This window comes from Aneurinibacillus terranovensis DSM 18919, assembly GCF_000430625.1.
Taxonomy (GTDB): Bacteria; Bacillota; Bacilli; order Aneurinibacillales; family Aneurinibacillaceae; genus Aneurinibacillus_B; species Aneurinibacillus_B terranovensis.
On sequence record NZ_AUMJ01000028.1, the window covers coordinates 25,445 to 50,776 of the forward strand.

General features: G+C 43.4%; 22 protein-coding genes and 1 pseudogene. 5 read left to right on the forward strand and 18 right to left on the reverse strand.

Going from position 1 to position 25,332, the window contains the following annotated elements:
- The first annotated feature begins 106 nt into the window (after window positions 1–106).
- The 4 genes from H525_RS0106240 to H525_RS23010 all read left to right on the forward strand — a co-directional run bounded on the left by H525_RS0106240 (window position 107) and on the right by H525_RS23010 (window position 3,710).
- Complete coding sequence (locus tag H525_RS0106240; RefSeq protein WP_027415503.1) at window positions 107–895, forward strand: SDR family oxidoreductase; 789 nt, start codon at window positions 107–109, stop codon at window positions 893–895.
- A 41-nt stretch (window positions 896–936) separates the two neighbouring features.
- Complete coding sequence (locus tag H525_RS0106245; protein WP_027415504.1) at window positions 937–1,134, forward strand: DUF378 domain-containing protein; 198 nt, start codon at window positions 937–939, stop codon at window positions 1,132–1,134.
- A 269-nt stretch (window positions 1,135–1,403) separates the two neighbouring features.
- The gene (locus tag H525_RS0106250; RefSeq protein ID WP_027415505.1) at window positions 1,404–2,528 is read left to right on the forward strand and encodes an acyltransferase; all 1,125 of its coding nucleotides are present in this window, start codon (window positions 1,404–1,406) and stop codon (window positions 2,526–2,528) included.
- Between the two features lie 348 nt (window positions 2,529–2,876).
- The gene (locus H525_RS23010) at window positions 2,877–3,710 is read left to right on the forward strand and encodes a thermonuclease family protein (RefSeq protein WP_051330841.1); all 834 of its coding nucleotides are present in this window, start codon (window positions 2,877–2,879) and stop codon (window positions 3,708–3,710) included.
- 140 nt (window positions 3,711–3,850) lie between these two features.
- Here the strand turns inward: H525_RS23010 and desA are convergent, their stop codons facing one another.
- The 18 genes and pseudogenes from desA to H525_RS0106340 all read right to left on the reverse strand — a co-directional run bounded on the left by desA (window position 3,851) and on the right by H525_RS0106340 (window position 23,333).
- Entirely contained in the window at window positions 3,851–4,846 is a 996-nt protein-coding gene (gene desA / locus H525_RS23015; RefSeq protein WP_035100190.1) for a Delta(5) desaturase DesA, read from the reverse strand.
- Window positions 4,847–5,130: 284 nt separating this feature from the next.
- Complete coding sequence (locus H525_RS0106265) at window positions 5,131–5,331, reverse strand: cold-shock protein (RefSeq protein WP_027415506.1); 201 nt, start codon at window positions 5,329–5,331, stop codon at window positions 5,131–5,133.
- 419 nt (window positions 5,332–5,750) lie between these two features.
- A complete protein-coding gene (locus H525_RS0106270; protein ID WP_081413261.1) occupies window positions 5,751–6,065 on the reverse strand; it encodes a ferredoxin family protein in 315 nt (104 codons plus the stop codon).
- Complete coding sequence (locus tag H525_RS0106275; RefSeq protein WP_027415508.1) at window positions 6,047–7,342, reverse strand: FAD-dependent oxidoreductase; 1,296 nt, start codon at window positions 7,340–7,342, stop codon at window positions 6,047–6,049. Before H525_RS0106275 ends, H525_RS0106270 begins: the two co-directional genes overlap by 19 nt.
- Window positions 7,335–8,405, reverse strand: coding sequence for an electron transfer flavoprotein subunit alpha/FixB family protein (locus tag H525_RS23020; protein WP_051330849.1), 1,071 nt, complete (start codon window positions 8,403–8,405; stop codon window positions 7,335–7,337). Before H525_RS23020 ends, H525_RS0106275 begins: the two co-directional genes overlap by 8 nt.
- A 177-nt stretch (window positions 8,406–8,582) precedes the next feature.
- Window positions 8,583–8,726 (reverse strand): annotated as a pseudogene (locus H525_RS28440) (DUF362 domain-containing protein); the annotation flags it as partial.
- Window positions 8,727–9,554 (reverse strand): electron transfer flavoprotein subunit beta/FixA family protein, encoded by an 828-nt coding sequence (locus H525_RS0106285; protein ID WP_027415510.1) that lies wholly within the window; start codon window positions 9,552–9,554, stop codon window positions 8,727–8,729.
- Window positions 9,555–9,902: 348 nt separating this feature from the next.
- Window positions 9,903–10,577, reverse strand: a complete 675-nt coding sequence (locus H525_RS0106290) for a GntR family transcriptional regulator (RefSeq protein ID WP_027415511.1) — start codon at window positions 10,575–10,577, stop codon at window positions 9,903–9,905.
- 85 nt (window positions 10,578–10,662) lie between these two features.
- The gene (locus H525_RS0106295; RefSeq protein WP_035100195.1) at window positions 10,663–11,637 is read right to left on the reverse strand and encodes a 2-hydroxyacid dehydrogenase; all 975 of its coding nucleotides are present in this window, start codon (window positions 11,635–11,637) and stop codon (window positions 10,663–10,665) included.
- Between the two features lie 51 nt (window positions 11,638–11,688).
- Entirely contained in the window at window positions 11,689–13,563 is a 1,875-nt protein-coding gene (locus H525_RS0106300; protein WP_051330842.1) for a TRAP transporter large permease, read from the reverse strand.
- 39 nt (window positions 13,564–13,602) lie between these two features.
- Entirely contained in the window at window positions 13,603–14,370 is a 768-nt protein-coding gene (locus H525_RS0106305) for an enoyl-CoA hydratase/isomerase family protein (protein ID WP_027415514.1), read from the reverse strand.
- Entirely contained in the window at window positions 14,367–16,124 is a 1,758-nt protein-coding gene (locus tag H525_RS0106310) for an FAD-binding protein (RefSeq protein ID WP_027415515.1), read from the reverse strand. The genes H525_RS0106305 and H525_RS0106310 overlap by 4 nt, the downstream gene beginning before the upstream one ends.
- The gene (locus H525_RS0106315) at window positions 16,121–17,740 is read right to left on the reverse strand and encodes an acyl CoA:acetate/3-ketoacid CoA transferase (protein WP_051330843.1); all 1,620 of its coding nucleotides are present in this window, start codon (window positions 17,738–17,740) and stop codon (window positions 16,121–16,123) included. Before H525_RS0106315 ends, H525_RS0106310 begins: the two co-directional genes overlap by 4 nt.
- 17 nt (window positions 17,741–17,757) lie before the next feature.
- Window positions 17,758–18,402, reverse strand: coding sequence for a 4-carboxy-4-hydroxy-2-oxoadipate aldolase/oxaloacetate decarboxylase (locus tag H525_RS0106320; RefSeq protein ID WP_211236981.1), 645 nt, complete (start codon window positions 18,400–18,402; stop codon window positions 17,758–17,760).
- Between the two features lie 15 nt (window positions 18,403–18,417).
- A complete protein-coding gene (locus H525_RS0106325; protein ID WP_051330844.1) occupies window positions 18,418–19,557 on the reverse strand; it encodes an acyl-CoA dehydrogenase family protein in 1,140 nt (379 codons plus the stop codon).
- Between the two features lie 21 nt (window positions 19,558–19,578).
- On the reverse strand, window positions 19,579–21,060 hold the full coding sequence (locus tag H525_RS0106330; RefSeq protein ID WP_035100200.1) for an aldehyde dehydrogenase family protein: 1,482 nt from the start codon (window positions 21,058–21,060) through the stop codon (window positions 19,579–19,581).
- A gap of 11 nt (window positions 21,061–21,071) precedes the next feature.
- Window positions 21,072–22,241 carry an iron-containing alcohol dehydrogenase gene (locus H525_RS0106335; protein ID WP_027415520.1) on the reverse strand — a complete coding sequence of 390 codons (1,170 nt, stop codon included), beginning with the start codon at window positions 22,239–22,241 and terminating at the stop codon, window positions 21,072–21,074.
- Window positions 22,242–22,310: 69 nt separating this feature from the next.
- Window positions 22,311–23,333, reverse strand: a complete 1,023-nt coding sequence (locus H525_RS0106340; RefSeq protein WP_027415521.1) for a TRAP transporter substrate-binding protein — start codon at window positions 23,331–23,333, stop codon at window positions 22,311–22,313.
- Window positions 23,334–23,741: 408 nt separating this feature from the next.
- On the opposite strand from H525_RS0106340, the gene H525_RS0106345 reads away from it, so the two are divergent.
- Window positions 23,742–25,022 (forward strand): BaiN/RdsA family NAD(P)/FAD-dependent oxidoreductase, encoded by a 1,281-nt coding sequence (locus H525_RS0106345; RefSeq protein WP_035100204.1) that lies wholly within the window; start codon window positions 23,742–23,744, stop codon window positions 25,020–25,022.
- The last annotated feature ends 310 nt before the right edge of the window (window positions 25,023–25,332 follow it).

Here is a 25,332-nt window from a genome sequence, read left to right on the forward strand (position 1 = left end):
GCTTGTTCAACGGGTACAGCGCTTGTTTTATAAAAATTTCGTTTTTCGTTTTATTTACTTTGATATGATAAGCCTATAGAAGAATATACTCCGACGGAGGTCATGGATGAATCACATAAAAGGAAAAATTATAGCCATCACAGGCGCATCAAGCGGAATCGGCCGCACCTTTGCCTGTTTGGCGGCAGATCACGGTGCCACCCCCGTTTTGCTTGCCCGCACGGCGCATGCCCTGCAAGAACTGAAGGAAGATCTCGCTCCTAAATCGCCTCAGACCGGTTCATACCGTCTGGATGTAACGGATGAGCAGCAGGTTTGTTCCGTGGTCGAGGAAATTATTGCTGCGTACGGGCAAATCGATATCTGGATCAATAATGCGGGATACGGTATTTTCTCCGCTTTTACGGAGGCTGATTTGAACGATTTCACCGGAATGATGGATGTGAACTATATGGGAACCGTTCGCTGCATAAAAGCAGTTCTTCCCCACATGCTGCGGCGCAACACAGGGCACATTGTAAATGTCGCTTCCGTCGCCGGCAAACTGCCAACGCCGAAGTCAAGCGGATATTCCGCGACTAAATTTGCTGTACTCGGCTTCACAAACAGCCTCCGCCAAGAATTGAATGGAACGGGCGTAAACATTTCGTCTGTTAATCCCGGCCCGGTCCATACTGCTTTTTTTGAGCGGGCGGACACGAACGGGGAATACAGGCGCAATATTGAAAAATTCATGCTTACACCGGAAAAAGTTGCACAGGCCATGTTGGATGCGATTGAAACAAACAAAGCAGAAATAACGGTTCCACGCTATATGAAACTCGGCATTTTAGTTCACCAGCTTTTTCCCAGCCTGTTTAACCGCATCATCGTGCCGCGCATTAATAAAAAATAAACGGACATACTACGGATAGGGCTGAAAGGAGTGAATTAAACATGGATCGATTAGCACTTATTCTGGTGATTGTTGGAGCTTTAAACTGGCTTCTCGTCGGTCTTTTCCAATGGGACCTTGTTGCCGCTCTTTTTAACGGCGAATCTTCTTTCTTAAGCCGTGTGGTCTATTCCCTTGTAGGTCTGGCAGGTCTGTACTGCATCAGTCTGCTGTTTCGCGAACGTTCCTCTGCACAATAAAAATGTGGCTAATGCCAAACCACAGGCGCAAAAAAACGACGAGCCTTTACCGCTTTTCAGGGGGTGCTACCTGAAGAGGGAATTGGCAGAGGCGATGTTTTTTTACGCCTGTCTTTTTTATTCACTTTTTCTATGAGTGGTCTCGGAAATTACGGTTAGTTATGGTAAAATACATGAAATAATGAGACAATGAAGGCGATACTTGCTAAACGGCAGGTTATTTTTTTTTGCAGAGACAAGTTCTGTTTTTGTAGGAAAGGAGGAAATGCGTGACTTCCAACCAGGTTTCGTCAGGCTGGAATATGGAAATCGATTATTTACGGGCCTTTGCTATTGCAGCCGTGATCGTTATTCATGTATCCGCATACTTCACATCGATTAAAACAATCAACTCCATCGTTGTGGTATCCATGTTTCTCGACGTGCTGGCGCATTACGCCGTTCCTTTGTTTATCTTTATTTCCGGATTTGCTCTTGCGCTTAAATATAAAAAAATCGAGTCCATTGGGAAATTCTATGGGAAGAGGGCAAAATCGATTCTGCCCCAATATTTATGTTTCACGATTGTATACACCCTATTTTTTAATGAACCGAATGCACCCGGCGTCATCCTCAGAAAAATCGTTCATAATTTTATGTGGGCGGGGGCTGCATACCACCTGTGGTTTTACGCGATTATTGTCCAGATTTATGCCCTGTTTCCCCTCGTTCTGGCGGTCTATAATTATGTTGAAAAACGGTGGAAAAGTGAATGGCTGGTCCTTTTGGCGTTACTCATTCAAACCGTCTGGAATGTTTATTATATTGTATCTCCTACTTTTATAAGCATTGCCCTGTCCCAAATTTTTTATCTTGTATTTGGTATGTATATTTGCCGGACGTATACGTCCATTTCAACATGGATACATTCTGTTAAACTATCCAATTACACAGCGACCGCTGGAATTTTTCTGGTGACGGCCGCGATTTCAGCCTTTTGGATGAGCGGTTTACTAAAATATAAATTGTTCTATAGTATTAAGCCTTCTTATTTTATCGGCCCTGCTATCCTGGAACCCGCCCTCTACCTTTTCATCTTTGTATTATGTTTTAGAATGGCCCACACCCTTGCCAAATGGAAAAACCCGTTTACAGCTATTATTCAAAAAATAGGCAGATTCTCTTTTGGCATTTACCTCGTCCATGTGCTTGTCTTAAAATTATTGATCAGCGGCTTTGCAGTGGTAAATCTAAAGCCCGCTCACCTGCTTTTTTATCCGCTCCTGTACCTCGGGACGCTTGCCTTTAGTTTTCTGCTCGTCTACCTGATAAGCCTTCTGCCGTACAGCCAGTTCATTGTCGGCATTCACTCCAGACGAAAAACAAAGGAAAACGCAGAAACCACCGCGGCATAAAATAGAAAAAACGAGTAACGTCTTTCGTCCTCGTTTTTTCTTCGCCCACTATTTATTTATCATCCGGCAAATTTATATGATTAACTTCTTGTTAAGCAGTTGGGACATTAAAATTATTTTGACCTTGAAAATTGTGTTATATTGGTAATATTAACGTTGAATTAAGGCGGTCGGGGGAGGTTTTTACATGTGATTTCGATTTAGAAAAGGCTCTTTTCCCTGATTCAGCGGAAAATTGATTGTTCAGATGCAATGAGTAATTTTGAGCATAGAATGAAGTTCGCTAAAACGAAAGGATTTCAATTGGTTGAAAAGATTGCTACGAAATAAATGGTGGAGTAGAGAGACATGAAATTTTTATTTGGTATAGCAGCAGCTCTATTGGTAATTGCGTTCTTATATTCTCCCGAAAAAAACTCCGTTGCCGTTCCTCCGCCCACGTCAAAGACCGTGGTGAATGCACCGCAGGCTGCATTCATAACAGCTGCAACAACGAGTACAGTACCGGCAAACTCCTTTCCGGCAAAAGTTTCCAGAGTAGTAGACGGAGATACTTTTAAGGTTATTATCAATGGTAAAGAGGAAACGGTACGAATGCTGCTCATTGATACACCGGAAACAGTCAAGCCAAACACCCCGGTTCAACCTTTTGGTAAAGAGGCATCAAATTTTACTAAAGCAATGCTTACAGGGAAAACTGTCCAATTAGAACGGGATATCAGCGACGCCAGAGACAAGTATGGCCGGTTGCTCTATTATGTGTATGTAAATGGGAAATCGGTTCAGGAAGCGCTGTTGGAAAATGGATTAGCCCGTGTAGCTTACGTGTATCCGCCTAATGTGAAATATGTAGACCAGTATAGAGCCATTCAATCCAGGGCACAAAAAGAAGGTATCGGCATTTGGAGCGTTGAAAATTATGTTCAAGCGGACGGATTCCATCCATCAAATACGTCAAGCACCGCTTCACATCATACACCAACTTCTACATCACAAGTTGTACACAACTCAGCTCCAGCATCGAACGTTGCTGAAGCGGGAAATGTTTCATCAAATGACGACGGCGTATATTACAAAAATTGCACGGAGGCAAGAAAAGCAGGAGCAGCACCGATATATCGGGGTCAGCCTGGATACAGACCGGCTCTCGATCGTGATAATGATGGGTGCGCATGTGAATAAAGTTGGGATCAGACTTGGCCTTGTTAATTATTAAGTAAGACTAAAAATTACTTTCTTTTTCTGTTGTGACTCCAGCATAGTTTTTCAAAATATGAATTAACTCTCCTCTTACAGGGAGGGCGTATGATAAATCGGAATTTTCATACTCCTAAATCCTTAAATGCCACAAACTTCTTGCTCTTCTCGTCCCAGAGACGGTATCGAAGGGAACGTAAACTAAAAAGCAGACCGATGGCTGGAACATTCTGCAAAGAAGGGTTGCTTTCATGGCCTCGTTGCAGATTATAGTTCGGCACTTTGGGATGTAGATGGTGAATATGATGAAACCCGATATTTCCCGTCATCCATTGCAAGATCTTCGGCAACTTATAGAATGAACTGCCTTGTAGAGCCGCACGTACGTAGTCCCAATTATCTGCTCTCTCAAAATAGGTGTTTTCAAATTGGTGCTGTACGTAAAACAACCAAATGCCCGCCATTCCTGAAAGATAAAGGATCGGCCCTTGCACAAGAAGAAACTTCTGCCAGCCCAACATCCAGCAAAGCAGTCCTGCCATTCCGGCCAGTCCGAAATTGGTTACATAGGTGTTCAAGCGCTCTTTTCGTCGAGCTCCTTTCCTGTTAAACCTGTATTCAATCAAAAAAATGTAGACTGGTCCAAGTCCGAACATCACAAACGGGTTTCGATAAATTCGGTAAACCATTCGCCGTAACGGGGATAATGCCAAGTACTCATTCACCGTAAGCATCCAAATATCACCTGTGCCTCTTTGATTCAGGTTACTGCTTGTTGCGTGATGAACGGAGTGTTCGTTCTTCCATTGGTAATAAGGGAAGAACGTCAGAATACCGGTAATCATTCCGATAATCACATTGGCCTTTGGGCTTAAAAAGAAAGACTGATGGCAGCAGTCATGAAATATGATAAACATCCGAATCAGAAATCCGGCTGCCAGAGTCGCGAGGGTCAATGTAATCCAATATGAAACGGACAAACTTAGGTAGGCCAAACACCATAGTATTAAAAAGGGGACTATTGTATTTATAAGTTGCCATAAACTTTGCCTGATATCCGGTCTTTCAAAAGGAGCAATGTCCTTTTTCCAATTGTTTTGTTTTTTTTGGATGTTCACCATCAATTTTTCCTTTCTATAAACCATTTAAGTCAAACGCGTTTGAATAAATTCGAAATGAGCTAGACCATATTAGTATGGATTACATTATAATTCAACTTTTGTTGAATATCGTTAGCTCGTCAACCTACAGGAAGAGGTTACCATTTGACCAAAAGAATAAAACCCCTTATTTTTTTACTATGAGTAGTGTATTTTAATCCACTTTAATAAAGAAAAGCTGCTAACATGATTTAGTCAGCAGCCTTGAGCTCGTACTCTTATCGTATAAGCTTTTTTGCTATTTTTTATAACTTAACAACGTTTGCAGCTTGATTTCCACGATTGCCTTGAGTAATATCAAAACTTACTCGTTGGCCTTCTTCAAGAGATTTGAATCCATCTCCAGTGATTGCAGAGAAATGTACAAATACATCTTCTCCACCTTCAACCTCAATAAAACCAAATCCTTTGTCTGCATTAAACCATTTTACTGTACCTGTATTCATTAAGAGCCTCCAAAAATTTTAATATATTATGTATTGATATTTACCGTAGAAAATAAAAATTCACATATTATCACGAGTCACATATACATTGAAAATATAACTCTTGATAACATGTGAATTATAAACATCAATACATAAATAAATCTTAAATTCATTGTAACATATCCATTTCAACATAGCAACAAATAAACATTTTTATCCTATATCGTTAAATAACAACGATTAAATTATAACGTAGCCATCTGATGTATCGGACATAAATAAACTGCCGCTCCTTATAGGGACGGCAGTTTATTTTCCTCCTCGTACAAACGCTCCGTAACAAATTGCTTCAACAACGTCTGGTCACATTGCGGTCACACCTATTGGATTTGGTTGAATTTTTCAATAGAAACGGCAATTCTTTAATTTGCTTTCTGTTACGCCAGCCTGAACACGATTCCGTGGCCGCCCTTCGGATATTCCCATTTGATATTTTCATACGGGCAACCAATACGACAGCTGCCGCATTCATGGCAACCCTCATAGCCAACTGCCATCCGCGCACCTTCCCACTTGTATACCTCTCCCGGACAAAACAGCGTGCATAGTTTATCCGGACAGCTTGTTGCACAGATGTCATGGCTTAATACATGAAGATGTGACTGCGTGTCCGCACGAAACCGGAGCAAATACTGCTTTTCTTCAATGGTGTTTGTCTTAGGTACACCGCTCATTATTTCATCACCTTCCATGCACGATATAAGTCTTGAACCATCCCTAACTTTCCTCTGCCTTCCGTCAGTAATTTTAATATTTTCTTTTGTTTTTCTTTCTTAGGCGTACCATCAACAGTAAAGAACTGGCTGGCTGCCTTATTAATCATTGGAATGTATTCTTTAAAGTACTGCGGATGATTTTCAAACGTATGGGCCGCGTCCTTATATTTTTTCAAATCCTGGCCTACGAAGCCTTCAAGCAACCTTGTTCGATATGAATCCAACATATTCTCAGAGAAATCGTTGGCTTCTTTGGCAAGAATAATCGTTTCCGCAGCCAGGCGTCCAGCCGTCATCGCCATATTGCTTCCCTCACGATGGATAGAGTTAACCATTTGCCCGGCGTCTCCTATGACAACCACGCCGTTTCCAACGATTTTCGGCATTGAATTAAAGCCGCCTTCAGGTATAAGATGCGCCGCATATTCCATCGGTTCCCCGCCTTTAATTAACGGTCGTATAATCGGGTGGTTCTTTAAATAGTCGAGCAGATCATACGGACGCATCCGTTGTTTAATCATGCCGGACAGTGTAGTTCCTACTCCGATATTAATGCTGTCTTTATTTGTGTAGATAAATCCTGTACCAAGGGAACCTTTTGTCGCATCGCCAAAAATTTCAATGGTGGTGCCTTGGTTCGGTTCCAGATTGAAACGATCCTCTATTTTTTCGGCCGGCAGGTTAATAACCTCCATTACGGCAAGCGCAACTTCATGGGGTTTAAACTCTTTATGAAAACCAAGCGATTTGGCAAGCAGAGAATTTACCCCGTCGGCGAGCACTACGACGTCCGCATATACATCGCCGTCCGGTCTGTCCGTGCGCACTCCGATAACCCGTCCGTCTTCTACGATACACTCTTTGACAACCGTTTCATTAATAAGAAGTGCACCCTGTTCCACCGCTTTACTTGCATACCACTGATCGAACTTTGCCCGCAGTACGGTGAAATTGTTATACGGTTCTTTCCCCCACTCCATTCCTTTATAGCCGGATGTAAACACAGACTCTTCACCGAGCATCCAAAAGCGCTGTTCTACAACCGGGCGCTCCACCGGCGCTTCTTTATAAAAGCCTGGGATAATTTCCTCCATTTGCTTACGGTAGAGGACGCCTCCCATTACGTTTTTCGCACCTGGATATTCACCGCGTTCGATCAATAAAACCGAAAGTCCTGCTTTAGCCATCGTATAGGCCGCGGATGTTCCTGCCGGACCTGCGCCGACTACAATCGCATCAAATTTCTCAGCCATATACTACTTCACCGCCTTTGCGCGCTTTTTTGAATTCTTCTATGAGACGCGGTACGATTTGGAATGCGTCTCCTACAATACTATAAGTCGCTACATTATGAATGGGTGCCTCCGGATCTTTATTAATCGCAATAATGAATTCGGAGTTTTGCATTCCTACGATATGCTGCACCGCTCCGGAAATGGCAATGGCAAAGTATATTTTCGGCGTTACGGTTACCCCTGTTTGGCCGATTTGGTGATGATGGTCAATCCAACCGGACTCAACGGCATCCCTTGTCGCACCTACGCTTGCACCTAATACATCCGCCAGCTGATAGCACAATTCAAAACCCCGCTCATCGCCGAGTCCCTTTCCACCAGCAACAATAATATGGGCTTCATCGAGTTTGACGCGCTGGTTTACATCACGCACAATGTCAAGCACCCGGGTTTTCAGGTCATCTTCCTTCAGCCCGATGGATTCCTCAATGACAACGCCTGTGCGGCCGGGTATCGGATCAATTGCTTTCATCACTTTCGAACGAACGGTTGCCATCTGCGGGCGATGATTTTTACACAGGATAGTCGCCATAATGTTGCCGCCAAACGCCGGACGGCTTGCTTCGAGAAGCCGCTGCTCCGGGTTGACATCAAGCATCGTACAGTCTGCCGTGAGCCCTGTTTTTAGCTCGGTAGCGACAGCACTGGCCAAGTCCTTCCCATTGGTGGTCGCTCCATACAGGATAATCTCAGGTTTGTATTTACCGCAAAGGTCAACGACGCCTTTCATGTAGGTCTCGGAGCGGTAGTCGTGCAGAATATGATCATCCATGATGTATACCTTATCCGCCCCATATTCAAAACATTTCGATGCCAGAGACTTGATTCCATCCCCTAAAATAAACCCGCATAAGGGAGTATTTATTTTATCTGCCAAGCGGCGGCCTGCTCCGAGCAGTTCCAGCGAAACACCGGCAATCACCCCATCGGTCTGGTCGATAAATACCCAGACCCCTTCATGCTCGGCAAACTTATCGGTCCGTGTCTCTTCTTTCTTTTCTGGTTTCTTCTCTTGTTCCACCTTTGCTGAGGGTTTCGCAGGCTCAGGCTGTACGGAAGGTTCAGCCGGCGCGGTAGCGGCAGCCGGTGCGGCAGCTGGCGGCGTCTCGCTTTTTTCAGGCGCTGGCGGCGCAGCGGTTGGCGGTGCGGCGGCAGGCGCTTTCTTTGTCGGATTGGGCAGGCTAATAGCTTCCGTCGGACAAACCGGGATACATTCCTGGCATTCTTCACATTTATCAACATGTACTTCGCACTTATCAGGACCTAAATACAGCGCTTCAACCGGACAGGTGTCAACGCACGTTCCACACGATATACAGGCAGCAGATATTGTAACGGCCATCTATTTGACGCCCCCTTCTACAAGCAATTCACGTTTTTCCTTCATAAGAATGTCGACGATTTGGCGCACCTGCTCCTCGGGTTTTCCTTCAATTTTCTTGCCGCCTTCAGGCTTAGGCGGGCTGAACATTTTCCCAACAATCGTTGGCGATCCCTTCAGGCCGAGCTGGCTTCGGTCGACATTCTCCAGATCATCCACCGTCCACACCTGTGGCTGGTAGCGAGCGGCGCGAATCATATTCGGGAGAGGCGAATAAGGAACCTCGTTAATTTCTTTTTCAACGGTCAATAGGCAGGGCAAAGAAGATTGAAGCAGTTCATATCCATCTTCGAGCTTACGGTGGACGAGTATTTCTTTCTTCTCCTCATTTACTTCAGCCACTTTCTTTACACCCGTCAGTGGAGGAATCCCCAGACGACGGGCGATTCCGGGACCGACTTGTCCGGTATCCCCGTCAATTGCCATCTTTCCGCATATCACAAGATCAATGGGTTCCTGTTTCGCAATTCGGTCAATCGCTTTGGAAAGCGCGTAGCTTGTCGCCAATGTATCAGCACCGGCAAAGGCACGGTCAGAAATTAAATATCCCTCATCCGCACCAATTTCTACACATTTTCGTATTGCTGCCACAGCCTGCGGGGGCCCCATCGACAGAATAGATACCTTACCTCCATAGCGGGCGCGAAGCCGGACAGCTTCCTCAACCGCATGAGTATCATACGGGTTAAGAATCGCCGGAACACCTCTCCTATCCAGCGTATTCGTTTTGGGGTCAATTTTAATGATTTTCGTATCCGGGACCTGCTTAATACAGACCAGAATATGCATGCAAGTTTCCTCCTTCTTTATGCAGAAAAATATATTGTGAAAAATATAACTACCTCAGCTAAAAAAATAGCGATCTTGCCTTTAACACTATTTTCACAGTAAAAAGATTAAAAATTGCAATAATGTATAATATTCAGATATTTTATAACATATTGCTAGTGGGAATCTTTTTAATACATTGTATGAGAAATAAAGATATGTAATACTCTTATTCGCTACAATTGACGAAATTCCTGCTGAGAAAAAAATTAATGTCAAATGAAATTTCATTTTATTTTTATTGCATGAATAAAAACCTGAAATCCCGGTTTAAGTACCGCCATCTCAGGTTTCTACAAAGGGATCTATTTAGCCGTTTACCGATTCGTTTTCCATATCAAGAATATCACTTTCGAATATCTCCTTCTTTACATAATTTAAATGGTCTTGAAAAGCTTTTATCCCCTCCTTAACATTTTGAGTTAGAAATGCATTTAATATGGGTTCATGAATTTTAGCCAGTTCAGTTAGATTAGAAAAATAAAATTGACTTGTTAGATACCAAAAACGGTCTGCTTTACTCCTTACCATTTCCCACATCTGAAACATCAACTCGTGATCCGCCATTTTATAAATTTGATCATGGAATTCAATATCTGTATTTCTAATTTTATCCAAATTATTATTTTTACCAGCCTGCAACATCTTGTCATAAATATTGCTTAAGGTATCAAGATCCTTGGGAACAATACGTTCTATCGCCCGGGAAATAGCAAATGATTCCAAAACCTCCCGCAGACTATACAGTTCCTCTATATCTTTTCTTGATAAACTGGATACGAATGTTCCTTTATGGCGATGCGAAACCACAAAGCCTTCTTCATTTAATCGAAGCAGCGCCTCTCTCACCGGTGCCTGGCTAACACCATGAGTTTTAGCCACTTCTAACTCCACAATCCGATCGCCTGGTTTTAAGACACCTTTTATAATTGATTCCTTTAATAATTCGTAAATTTGATCGCCTAATGAACTTCGTTTAATCATATCTCTCAATCACTCCTCTCATCCATATTATCGATAATCAATTATAAACACAACGATTTTGCACTGAAACGAGTTAAAAATTACTTCATTTTAAATTAACCGGATTAGGGGGTACACGTCCCTGAAACACATCCATTAAGTTTCTGGCAGCTAATTTCGCCATATTCATTCTTGTATTTATACTTGCACTGGCAATGTGGGGAAGAGCCAATACATTATCCAGCCGCAGCAACGGGTGACCGGGGGGAACAGGCTCCATCTCGAATACATCAAGACCGGCCGCCCAAATTCGTTTTTCAATAAGGGCTTCGTAGAGTGCCTGCTCATTAACAATGCCGCCGCGTGCTGTATTAATCAGAACGGTTGTTGGTTTCATTAACGACAACTCATAAGTAGAAATTAAATTCTTAGTCTCGTTGTTGTATGGCACCATGATAACAACAAAATCCGATACCCTTAGAAGATTCTCAAACTCGCAATATTGTATGCCCAACTCCTCTTCAATGTCTAACCTTCGCCTGCGGTTATAGTACAAAATATTCATATTAAATCCCTTAGCACGCCTGGCAATCGCTTGCCCGATGTTACCGAGACCTATGATGCCTAACGTTGCATGATGGATATCCTGACCCGTTAAAAGCATAGGGGACCATGTTTTCCAACGCCCCTTTTTTAGATAATCACTTGCCTCGCCAAATCGTCGTGCAGCTGCGATAAGAAGACCAAATGTTAAATCCGCGGTTGATTCTGTTAAAACATCGGGTGTATTCGTTACTACAATTCGCCGTTTTGTTGCTGCATCCACATCTATATTGTTGTAGCCTACGGCCATATTACTAATAACCTTCAGTTTATTCCCATTTTCTAATAGATTTTGGTCCACCGAATCGGTTAACAAACAAAGCAATCCTTCCGTATCAGTGATTTCCTTCTCAAGGATTTCACGTGGAACTGGCTCATCCTCTTTTTCCCACATCTTCATGTCACATACCGAATGGAGATTCTCAATAATCTCCTCGGGCAGCTTTCTTGTCACATACACTTTTGGTTTTTTTTCCACAATTCTTCTACTCCTCTTTTTAAATAACTTTCCTTTCCATTATACTCCGACTTATTTTCCAAACAGATTTGGTAAGAAAGAAACGATCCCCGGGAAAGCGATTACAAAAATTAAATCAAGAACCAACATTAAGATAAACGGTATGACGGCTTTCGCTAACCGTTCCACAGTAATATTTGTGATGCCGCTGGCAATGTATAGAATGATGCCGATTGGTGGCGTAAGCAGGCCGATGGCAGAGTTAATCAGCAGCAATATACCGAAATGAACAGGATCAATTCCGATGCTATTTAAAATGGGCATTAAAATGGGCACGATTAATAAAATGGTCGAATTGGTTTCGAGAACCACGTGAACTAAAGCGAGGAAAACGTTAACGATGATGAGAACGACATACGGATTATGAGATAAACTTAATAGGAAATTAGAGGTTGTTTGAGAAAGCTGGCTAACGACTAACAACCATCCTAAAATAAACGCGCTTGCTACAATAAACATGACCCGGCTGGTCCCGTGTATCGCATCCAAAAATCCCTGGTACAACGATTTGAACGTTAATTGACCCTGGAATAACATGACAATTAAAGTATAAAAGACAGCAATAACGCCTGCTTCTGTAGTGGTAAAGATTCCGGACATAATCCCTCCGAGAATGATAACGGGCGTCCATATTGGAAAAAAGGCTCCCTTAAACGCCTGCCACACCTCCGTGCTGGTTGGCTTTGCTTCTTTTGGATAATTGCGTTTCCTTGCGGTGAAGAAAACAACTATCGCAAAAGAAATGATGACCATCAACGCCGGAAAGAAGCTGGCAAGAAACATCTTGGTAACTGAAACATTGGCTGTTATGGCAAATAAAATAGTCGTTATACTTGGAGGTATCAGCACCCCAAGAGTACCGGCGGCAGATTGAATGGCTGTCGCAAAAGGTTTATCATATCCTCTTGCGACCATACCTGGTAACATTACGGAACCAATCGCTGCCGTGTCCGCTACTGCTGAACCAGAGATATCAGCAAAGAAAGCACTTACCAATATATCAGCATATCCCAACCCACCGCGAACCCATCCGATAAGAACACTTGTTAAGCGAACTAACCGTTCAGCTACTCCTCCAACCTGCATTAATGATCCTGTAAGCATAAAAAAGGGAATAGCCATCAGCGAAAAATTATCACTAATGAGAAACATTCGCTGGGGCACAACGGTCATCGGGATCGGACTGCTTAAAAAAAATAAAGTGATAGAGGTTAATCCTAACACAAAAGCAATCGGTATTCCTAAAGAGAAAAAAACTATGAGGCAGATAAACAGGGTTAATGGAAAGTTAAGCTGCATATGGCTATCTAATGAACCTAAATACAAAGACAAAATGATTAACCCAACCGACAACACCCACATCATTAAAGGGATTCCACGACGTTCCTTCCATATATAAGATAAGGTATGAATGGAAGAAATGACAGAAAATACAGGAAACACTAAATACAAATAGGAAAGAGGAATCTCTAATGCAGGAGAAAGACCTGATTCAAAGGTTGGAATCACCCTCACACTTAAAATAAAAAGAATAGCATTAAAACCAAGTGTAAGCACCCGGCCAAGTAAAATGCCCATCCCTTTCAATTTACCGGGAAGAACATTGATGACACTTCCAAAAGAAGGATGTAAATTCTGTTTAATACCGATGGTTGCTCCCAAAAACACACTCCAAAGAAATAAATACCGTCCTATTTCATCAGACCATGCAAGTGATTTGTTGAGAACATATCTAAACAAGACTTGCAAAGCAATGTCTACAACCATTCCCCCCATTAAAGCAATCGTTATAACAATGACCATTCGGTTTACCCTGCTGCTCAAACGTTCAAGCAGATTGTCAATCTTTGGACTCGTAGGAATGGCAGATACTTCAACGCTATTCATAGTTTTCACTTCCTCTTTGCTTAGTGTGGTGTTGATCCATCACCGATGCTGATATACCGGTTTCCGTTTTTCAAGAAAGGCGGTCACTGCTTCTTTAACATCTTCCGTTTCATGAACACAGGCAAACATCTCTCTTCCTGCATTGAAAAATCTCTCTTTTTCCTTTTCGTATTTTTTTATTGCATTTTTAATTGTTTTTAGTGCAACACCCGGTCTGGAGCATAACATTTGCGCATATTCTTCCGTGCGTTCTTTGCCTTTTGCCGGTGTTGAAATTTCCGTTGCCAGGCCCATCTGAAATGCCGCTTCCGCTGAAACGGTCTTACCGCTTAACAACAAGGACATAGCCTTTCCAGCACCTACCAAATCGACCAAACGTTCCAGTCCGCCATTACCAGGGAAAACTCCTCGCAGGACTTCCGGATAACCAAAATTCACATGTTGATCGAATATTCTAATATCAAAAGCGCTCGCCAGCTCGGCACCGGCTCCTAATGCGTTGCCAAATATGCAGGACACGGTTGACTGGGGTGCCTCCATGATAGAAGCCAGCATTTCGTGTCCGCAATCCCATACATTCGGGGCATCTTTCGTGCTAATTCTTTCGTGAAATTCCTTCAAATCCGCACCGCAACAAAAATGATCGCCAATCGCCTCAAACAAAATCACCCGAATCGATTCATTTTTTGAAACTTCTTTAAACGCCTCTGTTACTTCACGTTTTACCTGGTTTGATAACAAATTATAAGGGGGGTGATCCAGTAAAATTTTTGCCATGCCCTCATTGACTGAAAGATGAACACTCATACAAAGCTTTCATTCCTTTCCTCACGTATATCTGTAGGCCAAGTGTATCGCTCCACTGCCATCTCCCCATCACGACACAGGATACGAATGCTCTTCTTCCAATTCGCATCATCTTTGTTTGGATAATCCTCCCGATAATGACAGCTTCGACTCTCTCTTCTTTCGCGGGCTGCAAGAGTAATTGCCTTGGAGGTAATGACCATATGCCGTAATTCAACCGCTTTACGGATGTTCTTCGCTTCGATTAGATAGTTGCCCTCCCGTAAATTTGATTCCATATTCTTTAAAAAAGCCCACATATCGGCGAGTCTCTCTTCACTGCGGATCACCAAACAGTTTTGATGCATTTTTTTCTTCAAATCACGAACCGCGTCATCGATTTGAAGGTTCCCCTTTTCACTGGCGGTTATCCAGGAATTTAATTTCTCCAGTTCGATGTTCGCCTGTTTCTCTATTTCAGCAGCATTCGCTTTCCAACCCTTACTCCAACCGGCTGCCGCCTTTCCGGTTCGATAGCCAAATACCTGTCCTTCGGCAAGAGAATTTCCACCGGGGCGATCGGGCCCGCGCACCCCTCCGGCGGTCTCACCAGCGATAAAAAGACCGGGAATGGAGGTTTCTCCGTTTGGATTTAAGATTTGCGCCCCACCATTCATGCACTGCGCCACTAAGCCAATTTTGAATCGTTCTCGTGTAATGTCAATTCCCTTAGATTTTAAGACTCTTTTCGTTTTAGGAATTTTGCCTTCCAGGATTTCTTCCAGACAAACAGTTAGATCGCCCCAAACGTATCCTTTCTCCGCGGGATGCTTTTCAAATTCTTGTTGTATCGATGTATCCAGATAAAAAGATGGATTCGAGACGGTGAAGGGAAAGGCCTTAGCCGCATAAACGTTTTCAACGGTTATGTGATCTGGAAGATTTTTTTCCAGGAAACGTTCGCCAGCATCATTTACTAAAATCGGGTTGGTTTTCCATACAGGTCCTGAAAGAAGAGTAACCAGCGGATCAATGACGGCAGGTCCAATCTGGACAAATTCCATGTTAACTAACGGAATTCCCATCTCATAAGCCATGGCATAGCCATCCCCTGTCATGTCAGGTGTCCCGACACCGTAGCGATATAAATAATGGGCGCCTCCACATGCCAAGATAACAGAGCCTGTTTCGTATAAAACCATTTCTTCATTCTGTCCGTCATGAGCTAGAGCACCAATAATTCGGTCATTTTCGTCTGTTAGTAACCGGAAAACCATGATATGTTCGTCAACAGGAACATTACTTTTCTTTAATTCATTTGCCAGAGTGTTTAAAATATGTCTGGCTGTGACCCCATTCACCCTGCATGTTCGCGGATAAGTGGCAAAGTCACTCATTCCCTGAACCAGTTTGCCATTTTTCTGTTTATCAAAATTGAGACCCAAGTCGATTAAATCTTGAATGCGATCCGGCGCCTCAGAAGCAAGTACCCATACCAACCGGGGGTCAATAAAACACCGCCCCGCTTCCATCGTATCTTCATAATGAATCTCCGGTTTATCCCGTTCATCACCATGGCCTATTGCCGCGGCGATTGCCAGTAGTTCGGAAAATGCGGTGGCGGTGGATCCGCTGTGCAGCCATTTGGATTTTATAGCGATGCGCACGTTAGCGCCATTTTCAGCCGCGGTAAGGGCAGCTCTCGCAGCCGCACCCCCACCGCCCACAACAAGCACATCGGCCGTGATCTTTCGTGATATTTTAAAGGTAGTCATTTTATTCCCTCATTATAAGTGGTTATTTCAACTTTTGTTTCGCGAAATAGATGGGTGGACATTGGCTTGAGATCATGGGAGATTTCCACTTCACAATCCATTTGTGAAAGAATATGTTTTTCTATATCGATTCCCGGTGCAATTTCTGATAATATCAGCCCATTTGGGCCTAAACGGAACACAGCACGTTCGGTAATATAAAACACTTCTTGCCCCTTCTCGAAGGTCGCTTTCCCATTAAAGGTTAAATGTTCCACATTTTTAATAAATTTCTTATATTTTCCTTCCTGTACAATATGAAGTTTTTCATTTTCGATACGAACCTTGAGCCCCCCGCTTGTTAATGTTCCACAGAACATAATCTTTCTTGTTTTATGGGCGATATCAATAAATCCGCCTGAACCACGAAATATACCATTAAACTTACTAACATTGACATTCCCCTGACTGTCAATTTGCGCAAAACCTAGAAGACTCGCTGAAAGACCTCCACAATGATAAAAATCAAAAATTTGCGGGGAGGTTACGATAGCAGTAGGATTGATATGAGCTCCAAAAACTTCCTCACCCATAGGAATTCCTCCAATGGCCCCGTGTTCCAGGGAAAAGGTCACCTGGTCAAAAAAGCCTTCTTCTAATGCTAGCTGGGGCAAACCAACCGGTATGCCTACACCCAGGTTAACAATAGCACCGGGTAGTAATTCTTGAGCAGCCCGCCGTAAAATAATCTTTTTCTCGTTTAACGCCATCGGTTTCGCCACCTGGGAGCAGGGAACTTTAATTTCTCCTGTCCAACTCGGATTAAAGCCTAACAAACTTTGTTCCTGATTAGGATCCGCAACGACGGAATCTACTAATATTCCCGGTATAGCTACATTTCTTGGATGGAGACTCCCCTTTTCGGTAATTCTTTTAACCTGGGCAATGACGTAACCGCCATTAGCCTTTGCAGACATCGCCATTTCCAACCCGCTTAATGTGGCAGGCTCTTGTTCCAATGAGATATTGCCATCTTCATCAGCCGTTGTCCCCCGAATAATCGCTACATCAATAGGAAAGGAGCGATAAAACAAGTATTCTTCTCCTTTATGCTTTATTACTTCAACAATGTTCTCCTTTGTTATTTCATTTAACCGCCCGCCATCATAGCGGGGATCCACATACGTATGGAGTCCAACTTTTGTCATGACTCCTGGCTTGTCGCCAGCTATGGCACGGACTAAATGAAATAGAATTCCCATTGAAAAACCATACGCTTCGATTTCATTATCGCTGATCATTCGGGTAATTCTCGGGCTTTCCTTTGCGCTAAAGCTGCCGCTAATCCATCTTTTCAGCATCCCTTTGTTTGCGAAATGTTCTAAGCCTGTGCTTCTAGTTTGACTCCACCCTACTCGAACCGGGGTGACAACGGTCAGATTTCGCGGTTCACCTGTGGTATGGAATCGTTCTTCAAGAGCTGCTAAAACTTTTTCCGGGCAAAGAACGGAGATCAATCCACCAATGGTGATTGTCGCGTTACTAGGTATTCGGCTTACGGCTTCTTCGAAGGATACCACTTTTGATTTCCGGTTATTTTCATCCACGAAATTCCCCTTATAGCTTGCCTCCACCATCTGGACTCTCCTTTCCTTTATTCACCTTCATACTTTCGTAAATCAAACAAATCTACCGTGAGTTCACCCTGCTTAATCCGCTCTATTATTTCTTGTTCAAACTCTACTTTTTCTTGTGCTTTTCCCGCAATCTCTTCCAGGTGATCCCGGGGAATGACGACGACACCGTCAGCATTTCCCAGGATGATGTCTCCAGGATTCACCCATACCCCCCCAACCAGTACAGGTACATTCAATTTTCCTATATTTTTCTTTTCCGTCTTTTTTATCGAAATGGATCGGGTAAATATAGGAAAACCTAATTCCATAATTTGTTGAGAGTCACGAATGCTGCCGTCAATGACTACCGCTTGAATTCCGCGTTCCTGAGCTGCAATGGTGATAATTTCTCCCCAAGCCCCTCCTTCATAGTAACCGTTCGTGGAAGCCACAAGGATATCACCTGGTTGAGCCTTGGAAACCGCAAGATGAAGCATAAGGTTGTCACCCGGCGGGCAATGAACGGTGAAAGCCTGGCCACAAATCTTATTTTGAGCATCAAGGGGTTTAATCCCTCGATCCATGGCTTGCTGGTTCCCTGCCAGACAATCGGATACAATAGCCGTATCAAACTCTAACAAGGTATTTATGATTTCTGATAGAGCTGGTTTTTTTACATTCATACTCATATCATCAGCCTACTTTCGTTGATCGAATTTGCGCCCAAGGACGCTGGCAGCCATCATCGTTTTATGCACTTGTAAAGTCCCCCCGGCAATCGATGCAGCGCGCACACACCGGTAATACCATTCCAAGGGGTACTGTTTGGAGAAACCGTAGCCTCCGTGCAGCTGCAGGCAATCATCTGTAATCTTCTTTGCTGCCTCAGCAACATAAACTTTGGCAATGCTTACAGCATTTTTGTCCGGCTTATTATTTGCCGCCGCTTGTGCAGCCCGGTATAATAACGTTCTGGCAGCTTCCAACTGCATATACATATCAGCAATCATCCACTGAACACCCTGAAACTCACATATCTCCTTACCGAATTGTTTTCGTTCCTGTACATATTGCACGGTGCGATCAAAGGCTGCCTGGGTAATGCCAAGTGTTTGAGCGGCATACCCTAATCGAACACCGTTATACACGCCCATTAACGCCTTAAATGCATCTCTTTCAATCAAAAGGTTTTCTTTTGGTACAAGAGCGTCATCAAAATAGAGCGCACATTGAATTTCCCCGCTCATATTTTCCTCGTTTACCCCTACGGTGAATCCCGGAGTATTGCGTTCTACGAGGATAGCCCCAATGTCGGAGGCACGACCCGTATTGCCAAAACGAACATAAACAACGAATAAGTCGGCAAGGTGAGCTTCACTGATAAATATTTTGGAGCCATTTAATTTATAGTAATCCCCGGCATCCGTAGCGGTAGTGGTCAAATCTGTGGTCGCACTGCCGGCCTCTGGTTCACTCATGCCAAGGGCAACAAATAGTTCACCGGAAATAATCCGGGGCAAGTATTTCTTCTTTTGTTCTTCCGTGCCCAAATGATTGATAAAGTTTGCAATTCCAATGCTGGTATGGTAAACCAATCTTCCGCTGGTCGGACAAACACGGCATAATTCTTCTATAATTAACAAAGCATCCAATAGACTTAAATTCATACCGCCATATTCTTCAGGAAGAGTGACCCCAAGAAAGCCATGTTCTGCAAGCATTCTAGCGTTCTCCCAAAATTCTTCTCCTTCTAACCAATATGTCCCCGGCTTTAATTTTTTCTGTGCGAAATCACGGACAATTTTTTGCCATGACGTCTCTGTCTCTGTAAGCTGCATTATCATGATCCTCCCTGCCGTTTATTTAGCACCCGAATAAATAACTTTCAAATCAGTGAAAAAATCTTTTGTTGTGACACCAATAGAATACGGACCAACTGCGGAATCTTTTAACCCGCCAAACGGCACATGCGATTCACTAATCGTTCCGTTGTTGATATGAAGCATACCCGTTTGCACCTCACTGGCAAATCTTTCGGCGTATTCCATATTTTTAGTAAAACACGAGGCTGCTAAGCCATACTCTGTATCATTCACGATTTGTAATGCTTCACCGAAGTCATCGACAGGAACGATGGTGAGTACGGGCCCAAATATTTCTTCCTTCGCAATTCTCATCTCCGCCGTAACATCACTAAAAATTGTAGGTTGGAAGAAATATCCTTGTTCTCCTGCACGCTGTCCTCCAGCGATTAAGCTTGCTCCCTCTTCCAACCCAAGCTGAACATAACGCTCAACCGTATCTAATTGCTCCTGTGACACGAGCGGACCAAAGGTGACAGCGTCATCCAACCCATCTCCTATCTTATAGGAAGATACTCTCGTGGAAAGGCTTTTAATTAATGATTTGAGGCAGCTTCGTTGTACAACGATACGGCTAATTGAAGTACATCGCTGTCCACTCGCTGCAAAAGCGGCGGGCACGATTTGATCCACGGCTCTTTCTATATCCTCATAATCAAAGATGACCGCTGCGTTTTTCCCCCCCATCTCCAATTGGACTTGAACCAAACGTTCTGCTGCGATACGGTATATCGACGATCCGACTGCCGTTGAGCCTGTAAAGGTTATTCCACGAACCAATGGGTGACCGACAAGGATATCGCCAACCTGACGGCCGGATCCAATTACTAAATTCAATACTCCTTTCGACAGTCCGGCTTCCTCAAAAATTTCAATAATTTTCGCTCCCATGGCAGCTGTCACACTGGCTGGTTTAAATACAACGGTATTGCCGGCCGCTAAGGCGGGAGCAATCTTTCGAAGCGGGGTGACAATGGGGAAGTTCCATGGTGATATAGCAGCAATCACCCCTTTTGGTATGCGAACGGTTTTAATAGAGATTCCCGGGCGTTCACTGGGTAATGTCTCTCCTCCCAACCGGGAAGCTTCCCCGGCAATATAACGCACTTCACGAATCGTTTTATCTACCTCGCCCAGCGACTCCTTCAATGGTTTCCCTTGTTCGACTGTCAACAAATGTGCCACTTCAACCCGTTTCGCTTCCAGAATCGAAGCAAAACGAAATAATAGATCTCCGCGTGTGGGTGCCGGTGTGTTTGACCATTCGTGAAAAGCCCGATATGCCGCTTCTACCGCTCGATTCGTATCTTCTTCATTTGAGTAGGGAGCGATAGCCACAATTTCGCTTGATTTTGCCGGATTTTCTCTGGTGAAAGTTTTTCCACTTGTTGAGGGCACCCATTCCCCGTCAATAAAGTTGCTAATCTCTAGTGGTAATGTAGTCTTTATTGTTAATGGCAAAGTAATGTTTTTTGTCATGAAGTTTCCTCCTAAAGCACTCTTTCTAAAATGAAGCGCAAATCTGCTGCCGATACATCTTTCGGATTGGCCAGAGCTATACCACTATCAAAAGCTTCCTGGGAGACCACATCTAATTCTTCCGATGATAATTTCACGTTTATCTGACTGAGAGTTGGTGGGATTTCCAGATCAGAGACTAGTTTTTTTACCGCGAACACAGCTCGATCAGCCGCATCTCTGACGCTAAGTCCTTCCACGTTCTCACCTAGCGCAATGGCTATTTCCCGAAATTTTTCTAAGTTTGTGCTTACGTTATACTCCATTACAACAGGCAATAAAATGGAATTGGCCAATCCATGGGCAATCCGATAGCGGCCTCCTAAAGGATGCGATAAGGCATGCACGGCTGCCACCCGCCCCCAAATGAATGCTGCTCCAGCAATAGTACTGGCCAGCATCATTTGTGATGCCGCTTCCAAATCCATACGCCGGGCTACAAATGGTCTAAGAGACTTACCAATCAATCGGATGGCATAGAGCCCCAATGCTTCTGTAATGGGTTGTGCCTGATTAGACGTGTAAGATTCAATCGCATGGCTTAGTGCATCCATCCCCGTAATAGCGACAACGTGTTTTGGAAGCGTTGTCAAAAGTTGCGGATCCAAAATGGCTGCTTTCGGATGCAGATGTTCGCTTAGAATACCCATTTTATATTGCCTTGTGGTATCTTTCAGAACGGTTGCATGGGTAATTTCAGAACCCGTCCCGGCTGTTGTTGGAATCGCGATAACATCTGGGCCGCGATTTGGAAGTTTATTTTTCCCTTCGAATTGTGCAAGATTTCCGGAATTGGCAACGGCAGCTGAAGCGCCTTTTGCTGTATCAATAGAGCTTCCTCCGCCAATCCCAATAATGGCCTCACACTCGTTCGTCAGGTATATTTGCTTTACATGTTCTACAATTTCAAGCGTAGGGTCCGGTTGGACTTCCGCAAAAACGGTATAGGTAATGTCTGCTTTCGTAAGTATTTTTTCCAGGCGATCTAACCCACCCGACCGAACAATACCTCCATCTGTACAGATTAAAACTTTTGTATAATTGTATTTCTTGATCACATCCGGAAGCTTCTCGAGCATACCAACACCGTAATGAATTTGCGTATGCAACCCAAATTCAAAGGAATCTAGTAAAAGATTCATATTCCCGTACCTCCAAGTAATAAAATGAAGTTTTTTTCTTTTCGAAGATTCATGTAAAGAGATAGTGACCTATTTTTTTAATTCCGAGAAAAATTCATCGAAATATTGTTTTCCAATTTTCGATTCATTATTTTTATAAACCGGCTGAACTTTATTCACAAAATCGTTATAAGCTTCTGGCGTAAGTTCCGTTATTTTCATACCTTTTTCTATAAGTGTCTTCTTATACTCTGCGTTTTTCTCTCGATTTAATTTACGCTGGTAGTTAGCCGCTTCAACTGCAGCGTCCTTTACCGCTTTTTGTTGATCTGGAGTAAGTTGATCGTAAAAGATTTTCGAAATGACAAGTCCCATCGGATTGTAAACGTGATTGGTTAAAGTAAGGTACTTCTGGACCTCATAAAATCTATCGAGTGTCATGTTTCCAAACGGATTTTCCTCACCATCCACCACATGCTGCTGCATGGCGGTAAATAACTCCGGATAAGCGATCGGCGTTGGATTGGCTCCTAAGGTCCTCCAAATTTCTAACTGCATGGGCGTTTGCATCGTCCGAATTTTCATTCCGGCAAGATCATCCACCGTTTTTATTTCATGCTTACTGTTCGTTAGATTTCGAAAGCCATTTTCCATATAAGAAAGCAATATAAGGCCATTCTTTTCGAGAAGCTTTCCTGCCTCTTGACCATAGGTTCCGTCCAGTATCTTATCAGCAGCCTGTTCATCTTTGAAAACAAAGGGCAGGTCATAAGCTAGCATAGGCGGTGAAAAATTAGCCAACATGGATGTAGATACTCCCGTTGCCTCCAGGGAGCCTGTTTGTAACCCCTGGATCATCGATTGGTCATCCCCCAGCTGGCCATTCGGATAAATTTGAACCTTAATGGCTCCATTTGTTTTGGTTTCGACTACTTCTTTAAATTTAAGATAACCTTGATATAAGGTGTGTTTATCTGAATTCACTGAACCTAGTTTAATTACCTTTGCTGCGTTCTGTGACTGATTTTTACCACTGGTTGCTGAACTACCGGAACAACCGGCTAGTAAGCCTAAAATCATTATTAAGGCAACAAATACTAAGAACTTTTTCATTCAATTCCCCCCTAAAAAATAGTAATGCAACCCTCTGATTTCCAAACTCGTGGCAATGATAGATGCGTTAGCTCCCTCCTCATCCAAATATATCCAATATTGATTATCGATAATCTATAATAAAACTATCACAAGTTATTTGAATTGTCAAATGTAATATAAAATTTAGAATTTTTTATCCATTCCATGATTTTTTTTCTGGGCAGGCGTAGAAAAAGTGACTTCCTAACAAATTCATGTAATCATTATCTCAGAAAGGTTTGACCATTTTTAGCTTTGGGGTACAATTGGAGAATACCTATTTGGCCCTGCCTCTTTTTACGTGATGATAGAGCGATATGTGACATGACTTTAGTTGAGTGGAGATAGGGTATCGCTGGCAAAACTATAGGAAAGGATGGTGAAACAATGGCACAATGGGATGTAGTTGTGATAGGCGGAGGGCCGGCCGGGCTTATGGCTTCAGCCGCTGCCGCCAGTTATAATGTGAAGGTTCTTTTAGTAGATAAAGGAGATAAGCTGGGGAGAAAATTAGCAATTTCCGGCGGTGGGCGCTGTAATGTGACCAATGCAAAACCGCTTGACGAGTTAATTAAGAATGTGCCGGGAAACGGGAAATTTCTGTTTAGCGCGCTGCACATGTTTTCCAATACGGATATTATTGGATTTTTTACCAGACTTGGAATCGAATTAAAAGAAGAAGACCGCGGAAGAATGTTTCCCGTGAATAATAAAGCAAAATCAGTGGTAGATGCGCTGGTTAAAGAAGTGCGCCGCCTTGGTGTGACGATTCGGACGAATAAGCCTGTTAAAGAGCTTGTTTATGATCAAGACGCAGTCAAAGCCATTGTTCTGGCATCGGGTGAGACGATTACAAGTAAGACGGTTATTGTAGCCGTCGGCGGCCAATCAGTTCCGACTACTGGGTCAACCGGGGACGGTTATCCGTGGGCCAAGGCTGCAGGGCATACAATTATCGATTTATTTCCGACCGCAGTGCCGCTCACGGCAAGTGATTTCTTTATACAAGATGCACGCCTGCAGGGACTATCCTTACGAAACGTGGAACTTACCCTGTTCAATCCAAAAGGAAAAAAAGTTTGCACAGAAGAGGGCGATATGCTGTTTACGCATTTCGGTATTTCAGGCCCCGCTGTATTGCGCACCAGTCATTATGTTTCCGTCACACAGCGAAAATTCAAAAACACACCGCTTCTTCTAACGATCGATATGATGCCCGCTAAATCGGCAGGCAGCATTGCTGAAGAAACGGTGGCCATGCTAAAAGAAGAACCAAGAAAGGCAATAAAAAATGTGCTTCGTACATATTTGCCGGACAGGCTTTTAAAGCTTATGCTTGAAATAGCGGGCATCAATGAAGACGTCACCTATTACGATTTACCCAGAGACAAATGGGAAAAATTCGTTCAGTTGATTAAACATTTTCCGGTGACCATTACAGGAACACTCTCGCTCGAACAAGCTACCGTAACAGGCGGCGGCGTCAAGATAAAGGAAATTGACCCGAAAACGATGCAGTCTAAATGTAAAAAAGGGCTTTTTTTTGCCGGTGAGATCATGGATGTTCACGCCCATACAGGCGGTTACAACATAACGGTTGCTTTTACAACAGGACACGCGGCCGGCACGGCGGCTGCGAAACAGGCGCTTGAAGCAGAGAAGTTTTAATCTGAAAAAATTTTTCTGGTTGGATGTTTAACATTTGGTAACAAGGGGTAGTATAATAGTGAACCTACTCCCCCTTGAAAATGCAACTGACTCTCACACCTCTACTCCCTTATTGGCACATCCTTAGGATGTGCCACTTTTTTTGTTTTCCAGGAGTAGTTAGAAATAAACCAGGGAGCGGGCGGGATGCATCGAATCCGTTTATTTGTTTCTTACCTTGCACTACCCGTGGAAGCGAAAGATATTGCAGGTCAAAGTTGAAGTTGCTACAATAAGGCATACCAATAGATAAGAGCTGATCTATATATAA